We start from the raw sequence: 16,683 nt of genomic DNA, 5'->3' as shown, positions 1-16,683 counted from the left end.
ATGCTAACAATCCGTCTTGCCCTTGGCGGCTCCAAAAAGCGCCCGTTCTACCACCTGACCGTAACCGACAGCCGCAACCCGCGCGACGGTTCGCACAAGGAACAGGTTGGTTTCTTCAACCCTGTTGCTCGTGGCCAGGAAACTCGTCTGTCCGTGAACCAAGAGCGCGTAGCCTACTGGCTGAGCGTTGGTGCACAACCTTCTGAGCGCGTTGCTCAGTTGCTGAAGGACGCTGCTAAGGCTGCGGCCTGAGCAATATGAACGCGACGCCAGACATTGCTGATGATTTGATCGTTATCGGCAAAATTTATTCTGTTCACGGCGTTCGCGGCGAAGTGAAGGTGTATTCCTTTACTGATCCGATCAAGAACCTGCTCAACTACAAATCCTGGACGCTCAAGCGCGAAGGCGATGTCAAGCAGGTAGAGCTGGTCAGCGGACGCGGGAACGACAAGTTCCTGGTCGCAAAGCTCAAGGGTCTCGATGATCGTGAGGAAGCTCGTCTTCTGGCCGGTTATGAGATCTGCGTGCCGCGCAACCTGTTCCCTGAACTGACCGACGGCGAGTACTACTGGTACCAGCTGGAAGGTCTGAAGGTCATCGACACACTCGGGCAACTGTTCGGGAAGATCGATCACCTGCTGGAGACCGGCTCGAATGATGTAATGGTGGTCAAGCCTTGCGCTGGCAGCCTGGATGATCGCGAGCGCCTGTTGCCCTATACGGAGCAATGCGTGTTGGCTATCGACCTGGCAGCGGGCGAGATGAAGGTGGATTGGGATGCGGACTTCTAAGCGTGGCTAACTTGCGCGTAGAAGTGATCAGTTTGTTTCCCGAGATGTTTTCCGCCATCAGCGACTACGGCATCACCAGTCGTGCGGTGAAACAGGGGCTGTTGCAGCTGACCTGTTGGAATCCGCGAGACTACACGACGGATCGACATCACACTGTGGACGATCGCCCATTTGGCGGTGGCCCGGGCATGGTGATGAAGATCAAGCCCCTGGAAGATGCACTGGTTCAGGCCAAGGCAGCAGCCGGGGAGGCGGCGAAGGTAATTTATCTGTCGCCCCAAGGCCGTCAACTGACTCAGTCGGCGGTACGCGAGTTGGCGAATGAGGAATCATTGATCCTGATTGCCGGCCGCTATGAAGGCATTGACGAGCGATTTATTGATGCTCATGTCGATGAAGAGTGGTCGATTGGCGACTATGTACTGTCTGGCGGTGAGCTGCCGGCCATGGTCCTGATTGACGCGGTTACGCGACTGCTGCCTGGAGCTTTAGGGCATGCGGACTCCGCCGAGGAAGATTCCTTTACGGACGGTCTGCTGGATTGCCCGCACTACACCCGACCGGAGGTGTATGCGGATCAGCGTGTTCCCGACGTGTTGCTGAGTGGCAACCACGCACACATCCGGCGTTGGCGTTTACAGCAGTCCCTTGGTCGGACCTATGAACGACGCGCCGATCTTCTGGAAAGCCGCTCGCTTTCTGGAGAAGAGAAGAAGCTGCTCGAGGAATACATCCGCGAGCGGGACGATAGTTAACAACGTATCGATGGTAGATCCGACGATTTACCTTAGGAGCACAGCATGACTAACAAAATCATCCTTGCACTCGAAGCAGAGCAGATGACCAAAGAGATCCCTACCTTTGCCCCGGGCGACACCATTGTCGTTCAGGTGAAAGTGAAGGAAGGCGACCGCGCGCGTCTGCAAGCGTTCGAAGGCGTAGTAATCGCCAAGCGTAACCGTGGCGTGAACAGTGCTTTCACTGTTCGTAAAATCTCCAACGGTGTTGGCGTAGAGCGTACTTTCCAGACCTACAGCCCGCAAATCGAAAGCATGGCTGTCAAGCGTCGCGGTGACGTGCGTAAAGCCAAGCTGTACTACCTGCGCGACCTGTCGGGTAAAGCAGCTCGCATCAAGGAAAAACTGGCTTAAGTCCAGCTTCCGATGCAGAAAAAAGCAGCCTACGGGCTGCTTTTTTGTTGCCTGCGATTTATCCATCGCCATGGGGTTGCGCCTGGATCAGCGCCACCAGGGTCCATCCCGGGCCGGGCTTGAGTGCGCTATCGGGTGTCACCACATAGACCCAGCCGCTGCTGTCGCGAGCGAACAACAGCGTCGCCCGCTCGCCGTGCAAGGCCTGGTAATCGTCCCAGTCAAAGCCGTCCGTCAGGTGCGTGGTGTAGAGTTCGGCGCCCTGGCCCAGCAGGCTGGTCAGCTTGGTGTAGGTCAGTGCCTGGCTACCGAGCAGTTGTCCACGGTGTTCGAGGCTGGCCCGGTGTTTGTCGGTGCGCCGGCTTTCCTGGCCGCTGGCCAGGGAGTACATCCGCTGATGGCCGAACTCATGGCGAAAACGCATGGTCGCCAGAGTGTTCAACTCGCCCGAGGGTGACAGGGTCAGCAGGTGACCGAGCCCCACCAGGTCCAGGTGTGCATCGGCGTGTTGCGAGGCCGGATTGCCGAAGTAGGTGGGTAGCCCCTCCATGCGCGCCGCGCGAATGTTTTCCCAGCTCGAATCCGTCAGCAGCACGCGGCTGTCCAGCTGTTGCAAGGACTTGCCCAAGGCGCGCGCCGGGCCATTGGCACCGACGATCAGAAAGCCGCTGGGCGCCGGCTCGGCCACTTTCAACAGGCGCGCCAGCGGCCGAGCGGTGGCGCTTTGCAGGACCACGGTGCCGATGATCACGGCAAAGGTCAGGGGCACCAGCAGCAGCGCGCCTTGATGGCCGGCCTCGTGCAGGCGAATCGCAAAGATCGCCGACACCGCGGCGGCAACGATGCCCCGGGGCGCGATCCAGGCCAGCAACGCGCGCTCGCGCCAGTTCAGGTTCGACCCGGCCGTCGACAGCATTACGTTCAGCGGTCGGGCGATGAACTGAATCACCAGCAACAACAGCAGGACCACGGGCCCCAAGGCGAGCATGGCGTCCAGGTCCAGGCGCGCCGCGAGCAAAATGAACAGGCCGGAGATCAGCAGTACGCTGAGGTTTTCCTTGAAGTGCAGGATATGCCGCACATCCACGCCTTTCATGTTGGCCAGCCACATGCCCATCAGGGTCACGGCCAGCAAACCCGACTCATGAATCGTCTCGTTGGCTGCGATGAACACCCCCAGGACCGCCGCCAGCGATGCCAGGTTGTGCAGGTATTCCGGCAACCACTGCCGGCGAATCAGGCTGCCGAGGGCATGGCCGCCACCGATGCCGAACAGGCTGCCGCAGACGATCACCCCGGCGAAGGTCAGCAGGCTGTCCTTCAGGCCGTTCCCATCGGCGCTGGCGATGATGAAGCTGTAGACCACCACTGCCAGCAACGCGCCGATCGGGTCGATGACGATGCCTTCCCAGCGCAGGATGTTGGCGATCGAGGCCTTGGGGCGTACCACCCGCAGCATCGGTACGATGACGGTAGGTCCGGTGACCAGGGTCAGAGTGCCGAACAGGATTGCCAGCAGCCAGTCGAAACCCAGCAGCCAGTGGGTGGCGACGGCGATCACCAGCCAGGTGGAGAGGGCGCCGATGGTCACCAGGCGCCGTACCACACTGCCGATCTCCCGCCATTGCGAGAGGTGCAGGGTCAGGCTGCCTTCGAACAGAATCAACGCCACCGCCAGTGACACCAGGGGCATCAGCAGCGGACCGAACATTTCTTCGGGGTCGAGCCAGCCGATGACCGGGCCCATGACGATGCCGGCCAACAGCAGAAACAGAATCGCCGGCAGTTTCAGGCGCCAGGCCAACCATTGGCAGCCTATGGCTGCCGCACCGATGCCACCGAAGGCCAAGAGGATTTGCTGCTCGTTCATTGAGGCTCCCTGTTCCTTGAAATGGCCAGCTATGAAAGACTAGCGGGCATCTTTACCGTTCACTATTTTTTTGCACGCAGTGCCTGGCCTGCGTGTCTTGAGTGCCCATGCCTGCTATCGAACACCCGCTGATCGACCAGTTTCTCGACGCCTTGTGGCTGGAAAAAGGCCTTTCCGACAACACCCGTGACGCTTATCGCAGTGATCTGGCGCTGTTCAACGGCTGGCTCCAGGAGCAGGGGCTGGAATTGCTCAACGCAGGGCGCGAGCTGATCCTCGATCACCTGGCCTGGCGCGTGGAGCAGGGCTATAAACCCCGTTCCACGGCGCGGATGCTCTCGGGTGTGCGTGGGTTCTATCGCTATCTGTTGCGGGAAAAAATGATTGCCGTGGACCCAACGCTGCGGGTCGACATGCCGCAACTGGGCAGGCCGTTGCCCAAGTCCTTGTCGGAAGCCGATGTCGAAGCGTTGCTCAAGGCGCCGGACTTGAGTGAGGCGATCGGCCAGCGTGACCGGGCCATGCTCGAGGTGCTGTATGCCTGTGGACTGCGGGTGACCGAGCTGATCAGCCTGACCCTGGAACAGGTCAACCTGCGCCAGGGCGTGTTGCGGGTCATGGGCAAGGGCAGCAAGGAGCGCTTGGTGCCGATGGGCGAGGAGGCGATCGTCTGGGTCGAGCGTTACCTGCGTGACGCCCGTGTCGAGCTGCTGGGCGGGCGCCCCAGTGATGTATTGTTCCCCAGCCAGCGCGGTGAGCAGATGACCCGCCAGACGTTCTGGCACCGGATCAAGCTCCAGGCCAAGGTTGCGGGGATCGGCAAGTCGCTGTCGCCCCACACCCTGCGCCATGCCTTCGCCACGCACCTGCTCAACCATGGGGCAGATTTGCGGGTGGTGCAGATGCTCCTGGGCCACAGCGACCTGTCGACCACGCAGATTTACACCCATGTGGCGCGGGCGCGGTTGCAGGATCTGCATGCCAGGCATCATCCGCGGGGTTGAAAGCAGCTTTGTGGGAGCCAGCCTGCTGGCGATGGGGCCGGCCCAGTCAATACACCTGCTGGCTGATCCACCGCCAACACCTTGCATCACCCGCATTCCGCCCCGCCAAGCCTTATGTGATAGGCTTTGCCGGTTTGCACGATGGACGATTATGACCCGCTGTAGCGATAGCGGCGTTCTGATCGATCCATTTGTCCGCCTTCAGGAGTTCCCATGCGTCTGACCCAGATTTTCGCCGCTGCAGCCATTGCGTTGCTCAGCACTTTCGCCGTCGCCGATGATGCGGCTGACAAAGCCATCCGCAAGAGCCTCGAAACCCTCCAGCTCGACACGCCGATCGAAACCATCAGCGCCAGCCCGCTGGCCGGTCTTTACGAAGTCAAACTCAAGGGCAGCCGCGTGCTGTACGCCAGCGCCGATGGCCAGTACATCGTCCAGGGCTACCTGTTCCAACTCAAGGATGGCAAGCCGGTCAACCTGACCGAGAAGACCGAGCGCCTGGGCATCGCCAAGCTGGTCAACGGCATTCCGGTCGCTGAAACCGTGGTTTATCCGGCCATCGGCGAAACCAAGACCCACATCACCGTCTTCACCGACACCACCTGCCCGTATTGCCATAAATTGCACGCTGAAGTGCCGGCCCTGAACAAACTCGGGGTCGAAGTGCGCTATGTTGCTTTCCCGCGCCAGGGCCTGGGCTCGCCGGGTGATGAGCAACTGCAGAATGTCTGGTGCTCGGCCGACAAGAAAGCCGCCATGGACAAGATGGTCGATGGCAAGGAGATCAAGGCCGCCAAGTGCGATAACCCGGTCTCCAAACAGTTCGCTCTCGGCCAGTCGATTGGCGTGAACGGCACACCGGCCATCGTTTTGGCCGACGGCCAGGTGATTCCGGGCTACCAGCCAGCGCCACAAGTGGCCAAACTGGCGCTGGGTGCGAAATAATCCTGCGTCGTCGCGGTAAGCCTTTGACGATCATGGGGCGACGACAGTCGTCGACGCTCCATTAATAGAGAGCCGCACATTGTGCGGCTGTTTCCACGGCCGGCCTCGAGTCGGCCGTTTTATGGGGAGTTCAGAGTGAATCCGGTCAAAGTAGGCATCTGTGGGTTAGGTACCGTCGGTGGCGGCACCTTCAACGTACTTCAGCGCAACGCCGAGGAAATTGCTCGTCGTGCCGGGCGTGGAATCGAAGTGGCACAAATTGCCATGCGCACGCCAAAGCCTCAGTTCCAGACGACCGGTATTGCGATTACCAACGATGTCTTCGATGTGGCCACGAACCCTGAGATCGACATCGTTATAGAGCTGATGGGCGGCTACACCGTTGCCCGCGAGCTGGTACTCAAGGCCATCGAGAATGGCAAGCATGTGGTCACCGCGAACAAGGCGCTCATCGCCGTTCACGGTAATGAGATTTTCGCCAAGGCGCGGGAGAAGGGCGTGATCGTTGCGTTCGAAGCGGCCGTGGCTGGCGGCATCCCGGTGATCAAGGCGATTCGTGAAGGCCTGTCGGCCAACCGTATCAACTGGGTCGCTGGCATCATCAACGGTACTGGCAACTTCATCCTCACCGAAATGCGTGAGAAGGGCCGTACCTTCGAAGACGTGCTCGCCGAAGCCCAGGCGCTCGGCTACGCCGAAGCCGATCCGACGTTCGACGTCGAAGGCATCGATGCGGCGCACAAGCTGACGATCCTGGCGTCGATTGCCTTCGGTATTCCGTTGCAATTCGACAAGGCCTACACCGAAGGCATCACCAAGCTGACCACCGCTGACGTGAATTACGCCGAAGCCCTGGGTTATCGCATCAAGCACCTGGGCGTGGCACGCAGCACCGCCAGTGGTATTGAATTGCGGGTTCACCCGACGCTGATCCCGGCCGATCGCCTGATTGCCAACGTCAACGGCGTGATGAACGCGGTCATGGTCAATGGTGACGCTGCCGGTTCGACCCTGTTCTACGGCGCTGGCGCCGGCATGGAGCCGACCGCTTCGTCGGTGATCGCCGACCTGGTGGACGTGGTTCGCGCCATGACCAGCGACCCGGAGAATCGTGTACCGCACCTGGCGTTCCACCCGGACACCCTGTCGGCGCACCCGATCCTGCCAATCGATGCCTGCGAAAGTGCCTACTACCTGCGCATCCAGGCCAAGGATCATCCAGGCGTACTGGCCCAGGTGGCGAGCATTCTGTCGGAGCGCGGAATCAACATCGAATCGATCATGCAAAAGGAAGTCGAAGAACACGACGGCCTGGTGCCAATGATCCTGCTGACGCACCGTGTGCTGGAGCAGCGCATGAACGATGCGATTACCGCCCTCGAAGCGCTGCAGGGCGTTGACGGTCCGGTAGTACGTATCCGCGTCGAACATTTGAATTAATACAGCAGCGGCGAGCGGCAAGCGGCAAGTGAAAGGCGGTTCAGCGTTCACTTGCCGCTTGCAGCCCCAAGCTCAAACCGAAGGTTTGCCCCAATGCGCTATATCAGTACCCGCGGCCAGGCACCGGCCCTGAATTTCGAAGACGTCCTGCTGGCCGGTCTGGCCAGTGATGGCGGTCTGTACGTGCCCGAGAACCTGCCGCGCTTCACCCAGGAAGAAATCGCGTCCTGGGCCGGCCTGCCATACCACGAGCTGGCGTTCCGGGTGATGCGCCCGTTCGTAACCGGCAGCATTCCGGATGCCGATTTCAAGAAGATTCTCGAAGCGACCTACGGCGCGTTTTCCCACAACGCCGTGGCGCCTTTGCGTCAGCTCAACGGCAATGAGTGGGTGCTCGAGCTGTTCCACGGCCCGACCCTGGCGTTCAAGGACTTTGCCCTGCAACTGCTCGGTCGTCTGCTCGACTACGTGCTGGAAAAGCGCGGCGAGCGCGTGGTGATTGTCGGTGCGACTTCCGGCGACACCGGTTCGGCGGCGATCGAAGGCTGCAAGCACTGCGAAAACGTCGACATCTTCATCCTCCACCCGCACAACCGGGTTTCGGAAGTCCAGCGTCGGCAGATGACCACGCTGTTCGGCGACAACATTCACAACATTGCCATCGAAGGCAACTTCGATGACTGCCAGGAAATGGTCAAGGCCAGCTTCGCCGACCAGAGCTTCCTCAAGGGCACGCGCCTGGTCGCAGTGAACTCGATCAACTGGGCGCGGATCATGGCCCAGATCGTCTACTACTTCCACGCCTCCCTGCAGTTGGGCGGGCCGGCACGTTCGGTCGCGTTCTCGGTGCCGACCGGCAACTTCGGCGATATCTTCGCCGGCTACCTGGCGCGCAACATGGGCCTGCCGATCAACCAGTTGATCGTCGCCACCAACCGCAACGACATCCTGCACCGCTTCATGAGCGGCAACCAGTACGTCAAGGAAACCCTGCACGCGACCCTGTCGCCGTCGATGGACATCATGGTCTCGTCGAACTTCGAGCGCCTGCTGTTCGACCTGCATGGTCGCAACGGTGCAGCGATTGCCGGCCTGATGGACAGCTTCAAGCAAGGCGGCGGTTTCAGTGTCGAGCAGGAGCGCTGGACCGAAGCCCGCAAACTGTTCGATTCCCTGGCCGTGGATGACGCACAGACCTGCGAAACCATCGCTGAAGTCTTTGCCCAGACCGGTGAGCTGCTCGACCCGCACACAGCCATTGGCGTCAAGGCCGCGCGCGAATGCCGCCGTAGCCTGGATATCCCGATGGTGATCCTCGGAACTGCGCATCCGGTCAAGTTTCCGGAAGCTGTGGAAAAGGCTGGCGTAGGAAAAGCGCTTGAACTGCCTGCGCACCTTTCGGATTTGTTTGAGCGAGACGAGCGTTGCACCGTCCTGCCAAATGATCTGAAAGCCGTGCAGGCCTTTGTCAGTCAGCATGGCAACCGCGGCAAGCCTCTCTGATCTGCAAAAAACTGTCACACATGAAGCCCGTCTCCTGACGGGCTTTCCTGTTTCTGCATGCCACACTGGTCGCCGTTTTTGCCCTTCAGGGATGGGGCAGTCAGAGTGAAGGATGTGGGCATGTGGCTAATGACACGTACAAGGCCAGCTATCTGCTGGCTGTTTTTTTTCTGCTTGCTGGGGATTGCGTCATGCGGGCCGACCGCTCAGGCCGATGGCCCGGCAAGCAACCCTGGCGGTGTGAACAGGCCGCTGCTGTTGTCCTCCGAAGAGCGCGACTGGATCGCCCATAACCGCCAGGTGATCGTCGCATCGGTGCAGTACCCGTTGTACCTGTTCAAGGACGAGCAGGGGCAGTGGACGGGCCTTAACAACGAGATCCTGGTGCAGATTTCGCGGATGACCGGCTTGCAGTTCGTCCATGAAGAGTCGTTTTCCACCGAGCACCTGCTGGGCTTGCTGGAGAGTGCCCGTGCGAACATGAGCACGACGTTGGCGATGAGCGAGGAGCGCAAGGAGTTCCTCGATTTCACTCACGCGTTTGGTGGGTCCGGATGGGTCTTTGTAGAGCGCTCCGGGACGCCGCCGGTGGAGTCGCTGCAAGCGTTGCAAGGCAAGGTCCTGGCGTTGCCGGCGCGGCATGCGCTGGAGAGCGCGATCCGTCACGAATACCCGCAGATCGGCCTGCGTTCGGTGAAAACCTATGCCGAGGCGCGAGCGCTGGTGGAGACCGGCGAGGCCGACGCGACCATCGAAAACGACAATGCCATCTACCGCTTTCCCGCTGGCCGGCTGAGGGTTGGCGCGAGCCTGGAAGGCAAGTGGGAGCACGATCACCTGGCCCTGCGCAAGGATCAACCGCAACTGCTGAGCATCCTCAACAAGGCGCTGGAGGCGCTCCCTGCCACCGAGTTGCGAGCAATCCGCAGCAAATGGCTGGAAGGCGTCGTCGCGCCACCCCCCTCGCCATGGCAAGCGATCTACTCGTGGCTGTTGTGGGGTGGTTTGCTCGCCGGCGTGTTCGGCCTGCTCAGCGTGTCGTGGCGTCGTCGTCTGGAGGTCCAGGTGAGCAAGCGCCGGGAGGCCGAGCAGGCGCTGAGCGATCAACTGGCATTCCAGCACAGTTTGATCAACGCCATGCCCGACCCGATGTTTGTGCGCGATCTGCAAGGGCGCCTGCTGCTGTGCAACAAGGGCTACGAGGAGTATCTGTCGGTGCGCCTGGAACGGGTGCAGGGCAAGTGCCTGACCGACATGGACGTGGTCCCGGATGCCACGGCCAGACTGCTGCACGAGGAAATGATGGAACAGCTGAGCAGTGGCAAAAGCCGCTTCTGCGAGCGCCAACTGCTGCTCAAGGAGGGCGTCAGGGGCATCTATCAATGGAGCGTGCCGTTCTACAGCGCCAGCGGTGAGTTGCGCGGGGTGGTGGGGGGATGGACCGAGCCCCGTGGCGGGCCGTCGCGAACTGGGGCGACTGACGCGTAACGCGCTGTTTTTTTCCTGTCATCTTTGCCGTGCATGCTCAGCCAACTCAGGGTGGCATCGCGCTCGCGCAGGGGCGGTGCAGAACTTTCTTCTCGGGCCGGTGGTCATTTACAGTGAATGCGCCTTGGCACTTTGTCTTCGAATTATTGAGTGGTGATCGAGATGGAAAGTATCAGCCTGTTGTTGAGCGAAGCATTGAGCCCCTACCACGTGACGCTGACGCCCTCGGGTGTCGACGGCCTCTGCCTGGTGACCTTGAAGAGCACCGTGGGCGCCATTGTGATCGAGCGCGAGTTCAATCAGGCGCAGTTCACCGATAAGCGGCTGCTGACCGATGTCGTCGATGGTTTGCACCGTGATCTGTTGATTGCCGAAGGGCGCCTGCAACCCTGTGCCATCGAGGCCCTGCGCAATGTTGCCCAGGAGCGGCACCAGGTGCTGAGCCACTGATTGTTATTTTTCGGGAACCTTCGCCTCATCGAGCCTGTCAGATTCAGTACCTTCAAGAGCAAGCATTGTGCTCCGGTGCTTGTCGCTTGAGGTACGGGTCTTTGTAGACCACGTTTAACCCCGAGTCGTCTCCCCACTGCTCGGGGTTTCTTTTTGCCTGGCGTTTATTCAGGCGCCTCGTCCTGGAAAAAATCCTCGGCGTCGCGCAGGTACTCACTGCGCATCTGCGGATCGAGCCACTGCGCGTAGAACTCGATCAGGCGGTTATTGCGCAACTGACGAATCGTTACATTGATGGCGCTGATCGCCCGGCGGCCCTCGGCGGTGTCCGAGCAGGCCACATGGATCGATTGGTACTTGGCGTTGCCGTGAATGCCGAAGAACTCGAGATCTTCAGGCGCGATGCCTTGCTGCAGCGCCTGGTAGCGAATTTCCGGCCAGTAGCCCATGAGCGATGTCAGACGGCCCAGGCGCTGCATCTGCAGCAGGCTGCCCAGAGCATCATTGCCGTAGTGCGCCGACAGGCTGGCGGGCGGAGCCTGACGCAGAATGCGATCGACGACCTCGCCGTAACTGCGTTCGGCCACCACGCCCAGCTTGCGCCCATTGCTGGCCAGCAATCGCTCAAGGTCGATCTGATCGTCGACGAGAAAAGGTGTGAGCGCTTCCCGGTCCTTGCGACGGATGGCAATGCCGTTGCTGCGGATGCGATAGGCCGGGATCGAATAGGCGAGGCGCTTTGCCCGCTCGGGATTCCACAGCAAAGAGGGGTCGCAGGTAAAACTCGGTTCCAGGAGCATCTGCATGCCCCGCGCGCGATTGACCCGCAACAGGTCGTGGCGGTACTGCGGCAGGCTGGCGATCAACAGCGGCATGAGCTGATCGACCGCGCCCAGGTTCTTCTGCGGACCTTCGAAAATGGTCAGCGGCGGCAAGTCGCGCAGCAGCCAGATCAGCGTTTGCTTGTCGTCGGCGGCGGCCGGAAACACCTGCAGGCAGGCCAGAACTGCCGCGACGCCCAGCCAGCGCAAGCCTCGCCCAGGGCTGGCCAGCTCAGATTGCTCCGGCTTCACGCAGCCGCGTGATCTGTGCCGCGTCATAGCCCAGTTCGCCGAGGACCTGAGCATTGTGTTCGCCCAGTTCGGCGCCGACCCATTCGCAGGAGCCCGGGGTGTCCGAGAGTTTCGGCACGATGCCGGGCATCTTGAAGGCCTTGCCGTCGGGCAGCTTGGCCTGGAGAAACATTTCCCGGGCGATGAATTGCGGATCGCTGAACATGTCTTCTGCGCTGAAGATCCGGCTGGCGGGTACTTCGGCGGCGTTCAGGCGTTCGATCACGGTGTCCAGCGGCAGCGAGTTGACCCAGCGATCGATCACCCCGTAGAGCTCGTCGCGGCGGTTGTCACGGCCATCGTTGCTGGCCAGGCTGGGGTCATTGGCCAGGTCGTCGCGACCGATGATCTGCATGAAGCGCTTGAAGATCGCATCGCCATTGGCGCCGATCTGCACATGCTTGCCGTCGGCGCTGGTGTGAATGGAGGAGGGCGTGATGCCGGGCATGATGTTGCCGGTGCGCTCGCGGATGAAGCCGAACACGTCGAACTCCGGGACCATGCTTTCCATCATGGCGAAGATAGCCTCGTACAAGGCCACGTCCACCACCTGGCCCTGGCCGCCGTTGACTTCACGGTGACGCAAGGCCATCAAGGCACCAATCACGCCCCACAGGGCGGCGATCGAGTCACCGATGGAGATCCCGGTGCGCACCGGTGGACGGTCCTCGAAGCCGGTGATGTAGCGCAAGCCGCCCATGGATTCACCGACTGCACCAAAACCCGGCTGGTCCTTCATCGGTCCGGTCTGGCCAAAGCCGGACAAGCGGACCATCACCAGCTTGGGGTTCAAGGCATGTAGCACATCCCAGCCCAGGCCGAGTTTTTCCAGGACCCCGGGGCGGAAGTTCTCGATGAGGATATCGGCTTCGCCCAGCAGCTTTTTCAGGATCGCCAGGCCATCGGGGTGCTTGAGGTTAAGGGTCAGGGATTTTTTATTGCGCGCCTGGACGAACCACCACAACGAGGTGCCTTCGTAGAGTTTGCGCCACTTGCGCAAGGGATCGCCGCCGTCCGGGGATTCGATCTTGGTCACGTCGGCGCCGAATTCGGCACAGATGCGCGAAGCAAACGGCCCGGCGATCAGGGTACCGAGTTCGATGACTTTCAGGCCGGCAAGCGGTTTGGCGGAGAGCGACATGGACGATCCTGTAGGACAAGGCGGAATCAATACAGCGTTTTATCATAGCCAGGCGCCCGGCGGCCAAGCTTGATGGCGGTCATGATTCGGTGAATGGTCCTCGCATCGGTTAGACTTGCCGCCTTTCCTCGTATCAAGAAGCCCGTCCATGGCCCAGCCGTCCACGACCTACAAGTTTGAACTGAACCTTACCGACCTCGACCGCAGTATCTACGAGACGGTGAAGCAGACCATCGCCCGTCACCCGTCGGAAACCGAAGAGCGGATGACCGTGCGGCTGCTGGCCTACGCCTTTTGGTACAACGAGCAACTGTCCTTTGGACGTGGCCTGTCGGACGTCGACGAACCAGCCCTGTGGGAAAAGAGCCTGGACGATCGCGTGCTGCACTGGATCGAAGTCGGCCAGCCGGATGCCGAGCGCCTGACCTGGTGTTCGCGTCGCACCGAACGCACCAGCCTGCTGGCCTACGGCAGCTTGCGCGTCTGGGAAGGCAAGGTGATTCCGGCGATCAAGACCCTGAAAAACGTCAACATCGCCGCCGTGCCCCAGGACGTGCTGGAGACCCTGGCCCAGGACATGCCCCGCGTCATCAAGTGGGATGTGATGATCAGCGAAGGGACGATTTTCGTCACCGACGACCGTGGCCAGCACGAAGTCCAGTTGCAATGGTTGCAGGGCGAGCGCGGCTGATCGCGCTCCCGCATCCTTTACACCCTTATCGAAGAGAAGCCCCCGACCTCCCATGCGCATCGAACCTCGCCAGCTCCCCGCCACCCTGCCATTTCTTGGTGACCTGCCGCCGCTGCTGACGCGCTTGTATGCTGCGCGCGGCGTGCAGTCCGAGGTTGAACTGGACAAGAGCCTGGCGCGCCTGATCCCGTTCCAGCAGCTCAAGGGCATCGAGGCCGCGGTGGATTTGCTGGTGGTGGCGCTGGAGCAGCGCCAGCGGATCCTGATCGTCGGCGATTTCGACGCGGATGGCGCGACAGCCAGCACTGTTGGCACCCTGGGCTTGCGGCTGCTGGGCGCGGCCCATGTCGACTATCTGGTGCCCAATCGCTTCGAGTACGGCTACGGCTTGACTCCGGAGATCGTCGCGGTGGCCCTGCAGCGCCAGCCGCAGTTGCTGATCACCGTCGACAACGGCATCTCCAGCGTCGAAGGCGTTGCCGCGGCGAAACAGGCCGGGCTCAAGGTGCTGGTGACCGATCACCACTTGCCGGGTGACGAACTGCCGCTCGCCGATGCCATCGTCAATCCCAACCAGCCCGGCTGCACCTTTCCGAGCAAGGCGCTGGCCGGGGTCGGGGTGATTTTCTATGTGCTGATGGCCCTGCGCGCGCGCCTGCGCAGCCTCGGCTGGTATGAAAGTCGGCCGCAGCCGAACATCGGCGAATTGCTCGACCTGGTGGCCCTGGGCAGTGTCGCCGACGTGGTGCCGCTGGATGCCAACAACCGGATCCTGGTGCACCAGGGCCTGGAGCGGATCCGCGCCGGGCGCGCGCGACCGGGGATCAAGGCAATCCTCGAAGTGGCCAAGCGCGATCATTCGCGCATCACCTCCACTGATCTGGGCTTCATCCTCGGCCCACGGCTGAACGCCGCCGGGCGCCTGGACGACATGAGCCTGGGGATCGAATGCCTGCTCACCGATGACGTCGGCCTGGCCCGTGAAATGGCTGCGCAACTGGATGGCATGAACCAGGACCGCAAATCCATCGAGCAGGGCATGCAGCGCGAGGCACTGGCCCAGCTCAAGGATTTGCCGGTGGAATCGATGCCGTTCGGCCTGTGCCTGTTCGATCCGGAGTGGCACCAGGGGGTGATCGGTATTCTCGCCTCGCGGATGAAAGAACGTTACTTCCGTCCGACCATCGCCTTTGCCGACGCTGGCGACGGCATGCTCAAGGGCTCGGGACGTTCGGTGCAGGGCTTCCACATCCGTGACGCCCTGAGCGTGGTGGCGGCGCAGCATCCGGAGCTGATCAGCAAATACGGCGGCCATGCGATGGCGGCGGGGCTGACCTTGCCGGAAGCGAATTTCCCGCTGTTTTGCCAGGCATTCGACGCCGAGGTGCGACGCCAGATGCGCGAGGAAGACCTGACCGGGCGGCTGCTGTCGGACGGCACCCTGGCGGTCGAAGAGTTCCACCTGGAACTGGCCCGCGCCCTGCGCCATGCCGGCCCCTGGGGGCAGCATTTCCCGGAGCCGCTGTTTCATGGGGTGTTCCAGTTGGTCGAGCAGCGCATCGTTGGCGAGCGCCACCTCAAGGTGGTGCTCAAGAGCGAATGCGGCTCGGTGAAACTCGACGGGATTGCCTTCGGGATCGATCGCGAGGTCTGGCCCAACCCGACCATCCGCTGGGTCGAACTGGCCTACAAGCTGGATGTGAACGAGTTCCGCGGCCAGGAAACCGTGCAACTGATGATCGCCCATATCGAGCCGCGCTGAGGCTCCCGGTCGGGCTGCAACTCGTTAACTGCAGTCCGAACCCTTCCTGATCGGCGGATGTCGACTAGGCTCTAATCACTGTTTGATTGGCCTTGTGACGTTTTGTCCATTTTTTACCCGCGGGGGCGGGTCCTGCATCCTTTCCAGTCACTCGTCGACTATTCAATCAGAACCCTGGAGCCTGCCCACTGGATCAAAGAGGTGCCCCATGAGTCTGCTGCTTGAACCCTATACCCTTCGTCAATTGACCCTGCTCAACCGCATCGCCGTGTCGCCGATGTGCCAGTATTCCAGCGTCGATGGCCTGGCCAATGACTGGCACCTCGTACACCTTGGCAGCCGTGCCGTGGGCGGGGCCGGCCTGATCTTTACCGAAGCCACGGCGGTCACCGCCGATGGCCGTATCACCGCACAGGACCTGGGCCTGTGGAACGACGAACAGATCGAACCGCTGCAGCGCATCACCCGCTTCATCACCGCCCAGGGTGCAGTGGCCGGTATTCAACTGGCCCACGCCGGGCGCAAGGCCAGTACTCATCGGCCATGGCTGGGGCTGCATGGCAGTGTCAAACCAGCGGATGGCGGTTGGACCCCGGTCGGCCCGTCACCGATTGCCTTCGACCCGCAGCACACCCAGCCCACACAGCTCGACGAGGCGCAAATAAGCGAGGTCATTCAGGCGTTCGTCGCGGCCGCCAAACGCGCCCTTGTCGCCGGCTTCAAGGTGGTCGAGGTGCACGCCGCCCATGGCTATCTGCTGCATCAATTCCTCTCGCCGCTGAGTAACCAGCGGCGCGACCAGTACGGTGGCTCGTTTGAAAATCGCATTCGCCTGGTGCTGCAGGTGACCGAGGCGGTGCGCGCGGTGTGGCCTGAAGAGTTGCCGCTGTTCGTGCGGGTGTCGGCGACCGATTGGGTCGAGGATGGCTGGAACCCGGATGAAACCGTCGAACTGGCACGGCGCTTGAAAGCCCTGGGTGTGGATCTGATCGATGTGTCGTCGGGCGGTACGGCGGCGAATGCCGAGATTCCGACGGGGCCGGGTTACCAGACGCGGTTCGCCGAGCGAGTGCGCAAGGAATCGGGGATTGCCACCGGCACCGTCGGCTTGATCACCGAACCGGCACAGGCCGAGCACATTCTGCGCACCTGCCAGGCCGATATCATTCTGCTCGCGCGGGAATTGCTGCGTGATCCTTACTGGCCGCTGCATGCCGACGACGACCTGGGAGGACGCAAGGCCGTGTGGCCATCGCAGTACCAGCGGGCGACGCACCGCGATCAGCCGATCCATGAGTCGGATCTGCGCGACTGAAGCCGCGAGCGGGTCGG

The 16,683-nt window shown here is 61.6% G+C and carries 16 protein-coding genes; 13 read left to right on the top strand and 3 right to left on the bottom strand.

Annotated features, from left to right (window positions below):
* Genes rpsP through rplS form a run of 4 tightly spaced genes read left to right on the top strand, consistent with a single transcriptional unit; the run spans window position 1 to window position 1,945 of the window.
* A complete protein-coding gene (rpsP, locus tag ACZYR5_RS16825; RefSeq protein ID WP_489090222.1) occupies window positions 1–252 on the top strand; it encodes a 30S ribosomal protein S16 in 252 nt (83 codons plus the stop codon).
* A gap of 5 nt (window positions 253–257) precedes the next feature.
* Window positions 258–794, top strand: a complete 537-nt coding sequence (gene rimM, locus ACZYR5_RS16820; RefSeq protein WP_489090221.1) for a ribosome maturation factor RimM — start codon at window positions 258–260, stop codon at window positions 792–794.
* A 2-nt stretch (window positions 795–796) separates the two neighbouring features.
* Window positions 797–1,549 (top strand): tRNA (guanosine(37)-N1)-methyltransferase TrmD, encoded by a 753-nt coding sequence (trmD, locus tag ACZYR5_RS16815; RefSeq protein ID WP_489090220.1) that lies wholly within the window; start codon window positions 797–799, stop codon window positions 1,547–1,549.
* A gap of 45 nt (window positions 1,550–1,594) precedes the next feature.
* A complete protein-coding gene (rplS, locus tag ACZYR5_RS16810; protein WP_027619121.1) occupies window positions 1,595–1,945 on the top strand; it encodes a 50S ribosomal protein L19 in 351 nt (116 codons plus the stop codon).
* 58 nt (window positions 1,946–2,003) lie between these two features.
* Here the strand turns inward: rplS and ACZYR5_RS16805 are convergent, their stop codons facing one another.
* Window positions 2,004–3,815: a cation:proton antiporter gene (locus ACZYR5_RS16805; protein ID WP_489090219.1), complete on the bottom strand. Its 1,812-nt coding sequence runs from the start codon at window positions 3,813–3,815 to the stop codon at window positions 2,004–2,006.
* 107 nt (window positions 3,816–3,922) lie between these two features.
* On the opposite strand from ACZYR5_RS16805, the gene xerD reads away from it, so the two are divergent.
* The 6 genes from xerD (at window position 3,923) to ACZYR5_RS16775 (ending at window position 10,645) form a co-directional block, all read left to right on the top strand.
* On the top strand, window positions 3,923–4,819 hold the full coding sequence (xerD, locus tag ACZYR5_RS16800) for a site-specific tyrosine recombinase XerD (protein ID WP_489090218.1): 897 nt from the start codon (window positions 3,923–3,925) through the stop codon (window positions 4,817–4,819).
* A 213-nt stretch (window positions 4,820–5,032) separates the two neighbouring features.
* Complete coding sequence (locus ACZYR5_RS16795) at window positions 5,033–5,764, top strand: DsbC family protein (protein ID WP_489090217.1); 732 nt, start codon at window positions 5,033–5,035, stop codon at window positions 5,762–5,764.
* 135 nt (window positions 5,765–5,899) lie between these two features.
* Entirely contained in the window at window positions 5,900–7,204 is a 1,305-nt protein-coding gene (locus ACZYR5_RS16790) for a homoserine dehydrogenase (protein WP_027619117.1), read from the top strand.
* 93 nt (window positions 7,205–7,297) lie between these two features.
* Complete coding sequence (gene thrC, locus ACZYR5_RS16785; protein ID WP_027619116.1) at window positions 7,298–8,707, top strand: threonine synthase; 1,410 nt, start codon at window positions 7,298–7,300, stop codon at window positions 8,705–8,707.
* Between the two features lie 120 nt (window positions 8,708–8,827).
* On the top strand, window positions 8,828–10,195 hold the full coding sequence (locus ACZYR5_RS16780; RefSeq protein WP_489090216.1) for a transporter substrate-binding domain-containing protein: 1,368 nt from the start codon (window positions 8,828–8,830) through the stop codon (window positions 10,193–10,195).
* Window positions 10,196–10,357: 162 nt separating this feature from the next.
* Window positions 10,358–10,645 carry a DUF3509 domain-containing protein gene (locus tag ACZYR5_RS16775; RefSeq protein ID WP_489090215.1) on the top strand — a complete coding sequence of 96 codons (288 nt, stop codon included), beginning with the start codon at window positions 10,358–10,360 and terminating at the stop codon, window positions 10,643–10,645.
* Between the two features lie 164 nt (window positions 10,646–10,809).
* Here ACZYR5_RS16775 and ACZYR5_RS16770 read toward each other — a convergent pair whose 3' ends face one another.
* Window positions 10,810–11,745, bottom strand: coding sequence for a TIGR02285 family protein (locus ACZYR5_RS16770; protein ID WP_489090214.1), 936 nt, complete (start codon window positions 11,743–11,745; stop codon window positions 10,810–10,812).
* Entirely contained in the window at window positions 11,699–12,898 is a 1,200-nt protein-coding gene (locus ACZYR5_RS16765; protein WP_489090213.1) for a CaiB/BaiF CoA transferase family protein, read from the bottom strand. The genes ACZYR5_RS16770 and ACZYR5_RS16765 overlap by 47 nt, the downstream gene beginning before the upstream one ends.
* A 148-nt stretch (window positions 12,899–13,046) precedes the next feature.
* On the opposite strand from ACZYR5_RS16765, the gene ACZYR5_RS16760 reads away from it, so the two are divergent.
* The 3 genes from ACZYR5_RS16760 to ACZYR5_RS16750 all read left to right on the top strand — a co-directional run bounded on the left by ACZYR5_RS16760 (window position 13,047) and on the right by ACZYR5_RS16750 (window position 16,666).
* A complete protein-coding gene (locus ACZYR5_RS16760) occupies window positions 13,047–13,589 on the top strand; it encodes a YaeQ family protein (RefSeq protein WP_489090212.1) in 543 nt (180 codons plus the stop codon).
* A gap of 52 nt (window positions 13,590–13,641) precedes the next feature.
* Window positions 13,642–15,351 carry a single-stranded-DNA-specific exonuclease RecJ gene (recJ, locus tag ACZYR5_RS16755; protein WP_489090211.1) on the top strand — a complete coding sequence of 570 codons (1,710 nt, stop codon included), beginning with the start codon at window positions 13,642–13,644 and terminating at the stop codon, window positions 15,349–15,351.
* Window positions 15,352–15,559: 208 nt separating this feature from the next.
* Window positions 15,560–16,666, top strand: a complete 1,107-nt coding sequence (locus ACZYR5_RS16750) for an NADH:flavin oxidoreductase/NADH oxidase (protein WP_105755138.1) — start codon at window positions 15,560–15,562, stop codon at window positions 16,664–16,666.
* Window positions 16,667–16,683 lie beyond the last annotated feature (17 nt).

It is taken from the genome of Pseudomonas sp. F007 (genome assembly GCF_057814275.1).
This window is presented reverse-complemented; position numbering and strand designations above follow the sequence as displayed.

Bases quoted from the DNA above. Each gene is read 5' to 3' on its own strand.
- rpsP (WP_489090222.1), top strand. From the start codon at position 1: ATGCTAACAATCCGTCTTGCCCTTGGCGGCTCCAAAAAGCGCCCGTTC.
- rimM (WP_489090221.1), top strand. From the start codon at position 258: ATGAACGCGACGCCAGACATTGCTGATGATTTGATCGTTATCGGCAAA.
- rplS (WP_027619121.1), top strand. From the start codon at position 1,595: ATGACTAACAAAATCATCCTTGCACTCGAAGCAGAGCAGATGACCAAA.
- ACZYR5_RS16805 (WP_489090219.1), bottom strand. From the start codon at position 3,815: ATGAACGAGCAGCAAATCCTCTTGGCCTTCGGTGGCATCGGTGCGGCA.
- xerD (WP_489090218.1), top strand. From the start codon at position 3,923: ATGCCTGCTATCGAACACCCGCTGATCGACCAGTTTCTCGACGCCTTG.
- ACZYR5_RS16795 (WP_489090217.1), top strand. From the start codon at position 5,033: ATGCGTCTGACCCAGATTTTCGCCGCTGCAGCCATTGCGTTGCTCAGC.
- thrC (WP_027619116.1), top strand. From the start codon at position 7,298: ATGCGCTATATCAGTACCCGCGGCCAGGCACCGGCCCTGAATTTCGAA.
- ACZYR5_RS16780 (WP_489090216.1), top strand. From the start codon at position 8,828: ATGTGGCTAATGACACGTACAAGGCCAGCTATCTGCTGGCTGTTTTTT.
- ACZYR5_RS16775 (WP_489090215.1), top strand. From the start codon at position 10,358: ATGGAAAGTATCAGCCTGTTGTTGAGCGAAGCATTGAGCCCCTACCAC.
- ACZYR5_RS16770 (WP_489090214.1), bottom strand. From the start codon at position 11,745: ATGACGCGGCACAGATCACGCGGCTGCGTGAAGCCGGAGCAATCTGAG.
- ACZYR5_RS16765 (WP_489090213.1), bottom strand. From the start codon at position 12,898: ATGTCGCTCTCCGCCAAACCGCTTGCCGGCCTGAAAGTCATCGAACTC.
- ACZYR5_RS16760 (WP_489090212.1), top strand. From the start codon at position 13,047: ATGGCCCAGCCGTCCACGACCTACAAGTTTGAACTGAACCTTACCGAC.
- recJ (WP_489090211.1), top strand. From the start codon at position 13,642: ATGCGCATCGAACCTCGCCAGCTCCCCGCCACCCTGCCATTTCTTGGT.
- ACZYR5_RS16750 (WP_105755138.1), top strand. From the start codon at position 15,560: ATGAGTCTGCTGCTTGAACCCTATACCCTTCGTCAATTGACCCTGCTC.